This is a genomic window from Arthrobacter sp. H5, assembly GCF_000520595.1.
In the GTDB taxonomy this organism is placed as follows: Bacteria; Actinomycetota; Actinomycetes; order Actinomycetales; family Micrococcaceae; genus Arthrobacter_D.
Window position 1 is genome coordinate 18,601 of sequence record NZ_KI914995.1, and the last position, 3,825, is coordinate 22,425.

A 3,825-nucleotide genomic window follows, 5' to 3' on the forward strand; every position below is an offset into this window, starting at 1 on the left:
CGAATCGCCCGCCGGTCCATCGTCGCCAAGGGCATTGGCCATGATGGACGCGTCAACAACGATCACCGGCGGGAGCGCTCGGACGCCAGGTCTTCGACGGCCTGGCCCAGCCCAACACGACCGCCTCTATTGGCTTCCACACGGGAGAGCACCTCATCAACCGTAGGAGTGGCCGCCAAGCGGTTTAACTCCGAACTGAGGAATTGCTGAAGTGACAGCCCGCGCGCTTTGGCACGTCGGACCAGCGTTTGATGCGCCTCAGGCAGCACGTTTCGAATGAGGATATTCGTCATGCTTACATAATGCAAGCATGTGTTGGCATTGTCAATGGTGGCCGCTTCAACTGAGAGGGTAGTGGCGGGCCATGAGCATGCTGTGTGGGTGTGGCTAGTTGTCGCCGAACGGCCGCATTCAACGCCGTCGCGTCAGTGCGATTGTTGCGACGACGATAATGAGCAGATACATGAGGTTTCCTTCCTCGCCGTCGTCCGATCGCATGCCCATCCGCGAGTGGCGGTCAGCGGATTACGCCGCGAACTTCCGGCGCGGCCTGGCTGTCTGCTCCAACGGGAACGTGGCTCTGACCTACTACACATCGCGTGCCACGAAGCCGCAGGCCCGCTGACACGGGGTGGGAATATCCCGCTCAACACGGCGCCTCACTGGGGATAGTTAACCATTCCCAGTGAGGCGTTCTTGTGGGTGGGAAACTTCGATGGGCGGAGGCTGGAGCGGATCTCATCGGGACCACCCTCGCCGGGTACACGGGGGAGCGGAAGAAGACCGTTGGCCCCGACCTTGAACTTCTTGGGATTCTTTCGGTCGCGGATCTGGGCTGCCCGGTGGTTGCGGAGGGCCGTATTCACACTCCCGACCAGGCGCGGGCCGCGCTGGACGCGGGGGCGTTCGCCGTCGTCGTCGGCACGGCGATCACTCACCCTGCGACCACAACCGGCTGGTTTGTTGATGCGATGAGCGCGCGGGAACAATCCTGATCCTGCAGCGCGCGCCGATCTGCCCACCTTCCGGCGACTGACGCCGTCGTCCGGGCCTGTTTGTTAGTCAGGAACCGCGGGCGGCGCTTGAAAAGTGGGCAAATCGGTTCGGTTCGCCACAGTCAGACGCGGTAGCTGCTGCCCTTGTGGTCCTCGGGAAGCCGGTCGCCCTGGTTGAACAGCTTGTTGCGGAGCGTGCCGGGAGCGTACTCCGTCTGGTAGGCGTCACGCTTCTGCAGTTCCGGAACCACGTACTTCACAATGTCCTCAAAGGTGCCCGGTGTGATGGCGTAGGCGAGGTTAAAGCCGTCGACGTCGGTTTCATCCACCCAGGAGATCAGTTCCTCCGCGATTTCCGCACCTGATCCCACCATCCGGGGACCAAGCCCGCCGATGCTCGCTGACTCGGCTATGTCCCGCACAGTCCAGGGCTTGCCGTCGTCGTTCACTTTCTGGAAGTTGGAGACTGTCGACTGAATGGCGTTTGACTTGACGTCACCCAGCGGGGAATCGAGTGGGTACTCGGACAGATCGATCCCCATCCATCCGGACATAAGCGTGAGGGCTCCCTCATTGCTGGCGTACTGCTTGTATTCCTCGTGTTTGGCGTGGGCTGCTTCGGAAGTTTCAGCCGTGATGATGGTGAGCAGGGTGTAGATCTTCACCGCATTCCGGTCGCGGCCAGCGGCGTGGACCGCGTCACGGATCTTCGTCACGGTGTCCTTGAGGATGGTTTTGGTTGGGGAGGCAACAAAGATGGCCTCCGCATTGGAAGCGGCAAAGCCGATGCCACGGGAAGACGCACCCGCCTGATAGATGACCGGAGTGCGTTGGGGGGAAGGCTCGCTGATATGGATGCCGGGAACCTTGAAGTATTTGCCCTCGTGGCCAATTTCATGGACCTTCTCCGGATCCGTGAAGATTCCGCGCTCGCGGTCGCGGACCACGGCGTCGTCCTCCCAGGATCCTTCGAGCAGCTTGTAGACAACTTCAAGGTACTCATCGGCGTGGTTGTAGCGTTCATCGTGCTCAAGCTGGTCTTCGTTACCCATGTTGCGCGCTGCGGAGGGAAGGTAACCGGTCACCACGTTCCATCCGAAGCGGCCGTTGGTGAGGTGATCCAGGGTCGAGAGGCGCCGCGCGAACGGGTAGGGGTGTTCATAGGCGGTGCCGGCGGTGACACCGAAGCCCAGGTTCTCGGTGACCACGGCCATGGCGGATACAAGGAGGAACGGGTCATTGACCGGCACCTGGGTTCCCTCGCGCAGGGCCGATGCGTTGGACGATCCGTAGGTGTCATAGGTGCCCAGTACATCGGCGATGAAGATGCCGTCAAAGAGGCCTTTTTCCAGAGTTTGCGCGAGGTCTGCCCAGTAACGGATGTCCTTGTAGCGCCACGACTCGTCCTCCGGATGGCGCCACATGCCCGGCGATTGGTGTCCAACGCAGTTCATGTCAAACGCGTTGAAGCGGATGTGCCTGCGGGGTCCGTCGTTGATGGACATGTGGGTCTCCTTTGAGAGGGGGCTCGTCCTGACCAGTATGTAGGTGCACGCGGAAGAGCCCCGGAGACCGGCTAAACCTGGGGTAATGAACTGGATACGGCGCGTCTATCAGTCGAGAGTCGGTAATGTCCATTATTTGCGGGGCGCCTGAGAGGAGACCGAGATGGCAGCACTCCCGGAAACCGGCAAGACGCAGCGCGAGGTGCTTGGCCGGTTCTGCTCCGGAATCACCGTGGTGACGGCCATGACCGATGCCGGGCCCGTCGGCTTCACCTGCCAGTCCTTCGCTTCGCTTTCCCTTGACCCGCCCCTGGTCAGTTTCAACCCGGCGCGAACGTCTACAACCTGGCCACTTATCCGCAACGCGGGCAGCTTCTGCATCAATGTTCTTTCCGTGGAGCAGAAGGACATCAGTAACGCTTTTGCGCGGTCAGGAGCGGACCGCTTCACCGGTCTTCCCTGGACACCGGCACCGTCCGGAGCGCCGGTTTTGGAGGGCGTGATCGCCTGGGCGGATTGCAGGCTTTGGGCAGAGTACGACGGCGGCGATCACACCATAGTTGCCGCGCAGGTTTGTGCCCTCGCCGAGGGTCCGGATGAGGATCCTTTGCTGTTCTACCGGGGCGGCTACGGACTTCCTGCGCGCTGGTGACGGCTACCGGGCGGGCCCGCCCTACGCCAGCACGTCCTTGGTGGTGAACCTGCCGTAGGCCAGCGCCCCGAAGACCAGCACATAACCGGCCTGCAGCAGTGCATTCGCTCCGAATGAGGACCACACGATCGGCTCCCGCAGCAGGTCTGCGAAGCCCAGCCAGTAGTAACTCAGCAGCCAAGGGTGTAGCCATTCGAGCTGCGGGAGTTGGCCGATCACCTGGGAAACCACCGACGCCACAACGGTTGCGGCCATGGCACCCACCGGCACGTCGGTCAGTGTGGACATGAACAGCCCCACCGCGCACAGCCCCAGCAGGGACACCGTCACATAAAGGCACACAAGGGCTGTGCGCAGCAGCGCTTCCCCGACGCCGATGGTGTCGCCGGAGAGAAGCGTTACCGGCCCCACGGGAAACAGCAGCGCCCCGATGAGCGTGCCGGTGAGCGCCACGATAAATGTGGCGGCCAGGCAGAAGACGGCAGCGGCGGCGTACTTCACCACGAGCAGCCGGAACCGGGCCACCGGTGCCATCAGCAGGTACCTCAGCGTTCCCGTGCTGGCTTCCCCGGCGACCGTGTCGCCCGCTACCACACCGACCGTGAGCGGCAGGAACAGGGGAATGGCCACAATGAGCCCAACGACTGCAACAAACAGGCCGTTCTGGCTCACC

At 62.3% G+C, this 3,825-nt stretch carries 5 protein-coding genes and 1 pseudogene; 3 read left to right on the forward strand and 3 right to left on the reverse strand.

Annotated elements, in window-relative coordinates; translation table 11 throughout:
• Nucleotides 1-62: 62 nt before the first annotated feature.
• Nucleotides 63-293, reverse strand: coding sequence for a hypothetical protein (locus Y708_RS30430; protein WP_035776059.1), 231 nt, complete (start codon nucleotides 291-293; stop codon nucleotides 63-65).
• Nucleotides 294-463: 170 nt separating this feature from the next.
• Between Y708_RS30430 and Y708_RS29150 the strand changes: the two genes are divergently transcribed.
• Together Y708_RS29150 and Y708_RS24445 are read left to right on the forward strand one after the other, a co-directional pair.
• The gene (locus Y708_RS29150; RefSeq protein ID WP_155853822.1) at nucleotides 464-625 is read left to right on the forward strand and encodes a hypothetical protein; all 162 of its coding nucleotides are present in this window, start codon (nucleotides 464-466) and stop codon (nucleotides 623-625) included.
• 97 nt (nucleotides 626-722) lie between these two features.
• A pseudogene (locus tag Y708_RS24445) lies at nucleotides 723-995 on the forward strand (N-acetylmannosamine-6-phosphate 2-epimerase); the annotation flags it as partial.
• 122 nt (nucleotides 996-1,117) lie between these two features.
• Here Y708_RS24445 and Y708_RS0111220 read toward each other — a convergent pair.
• A complete protein-coding gene (locus tag Y708_RS0111220; protein ID WP_028280005.1) occupies nucleotides 1,118-2,500 on the reverse strand; it encodes an LLM class flavin-dependent oxidoreductase in 1,383 nt (460 codons plus the stop codon).
• A gap of 163 nt (nucleotides 2,501-2,663) precedes the next feature.
• On the opposite strand from Y708_RS0111220, the gene Y708_RS0111225 reads away from it, so the two are divergent.
• Nucleotides 2,664-3,152 carry a flavin reductase family protein gene (locus tag Y708_RS0111225; protein ID WP_028280006.1) on the forward strand — a complete coding sequence of 163 codons (489 nt, stop codon included), beginning with the start codon at nucleotides 2,664-2,666 and terminating at the stop codon, nucleotides 3,150-3,152.
• Between the two features lie 21 nt (nucleotides 3,153-3,173).
• Here the strand turns inward: Y708_RS0111225 and Y708_RS24450 are convergent.
• Nucleotides 3,174-3,825: ABC transporter permease (locus tag Y708_RS24450; protein WP_035776060.1), on the reverse strand; the 652-nt coding region annotated here is incomplete at its 5' end.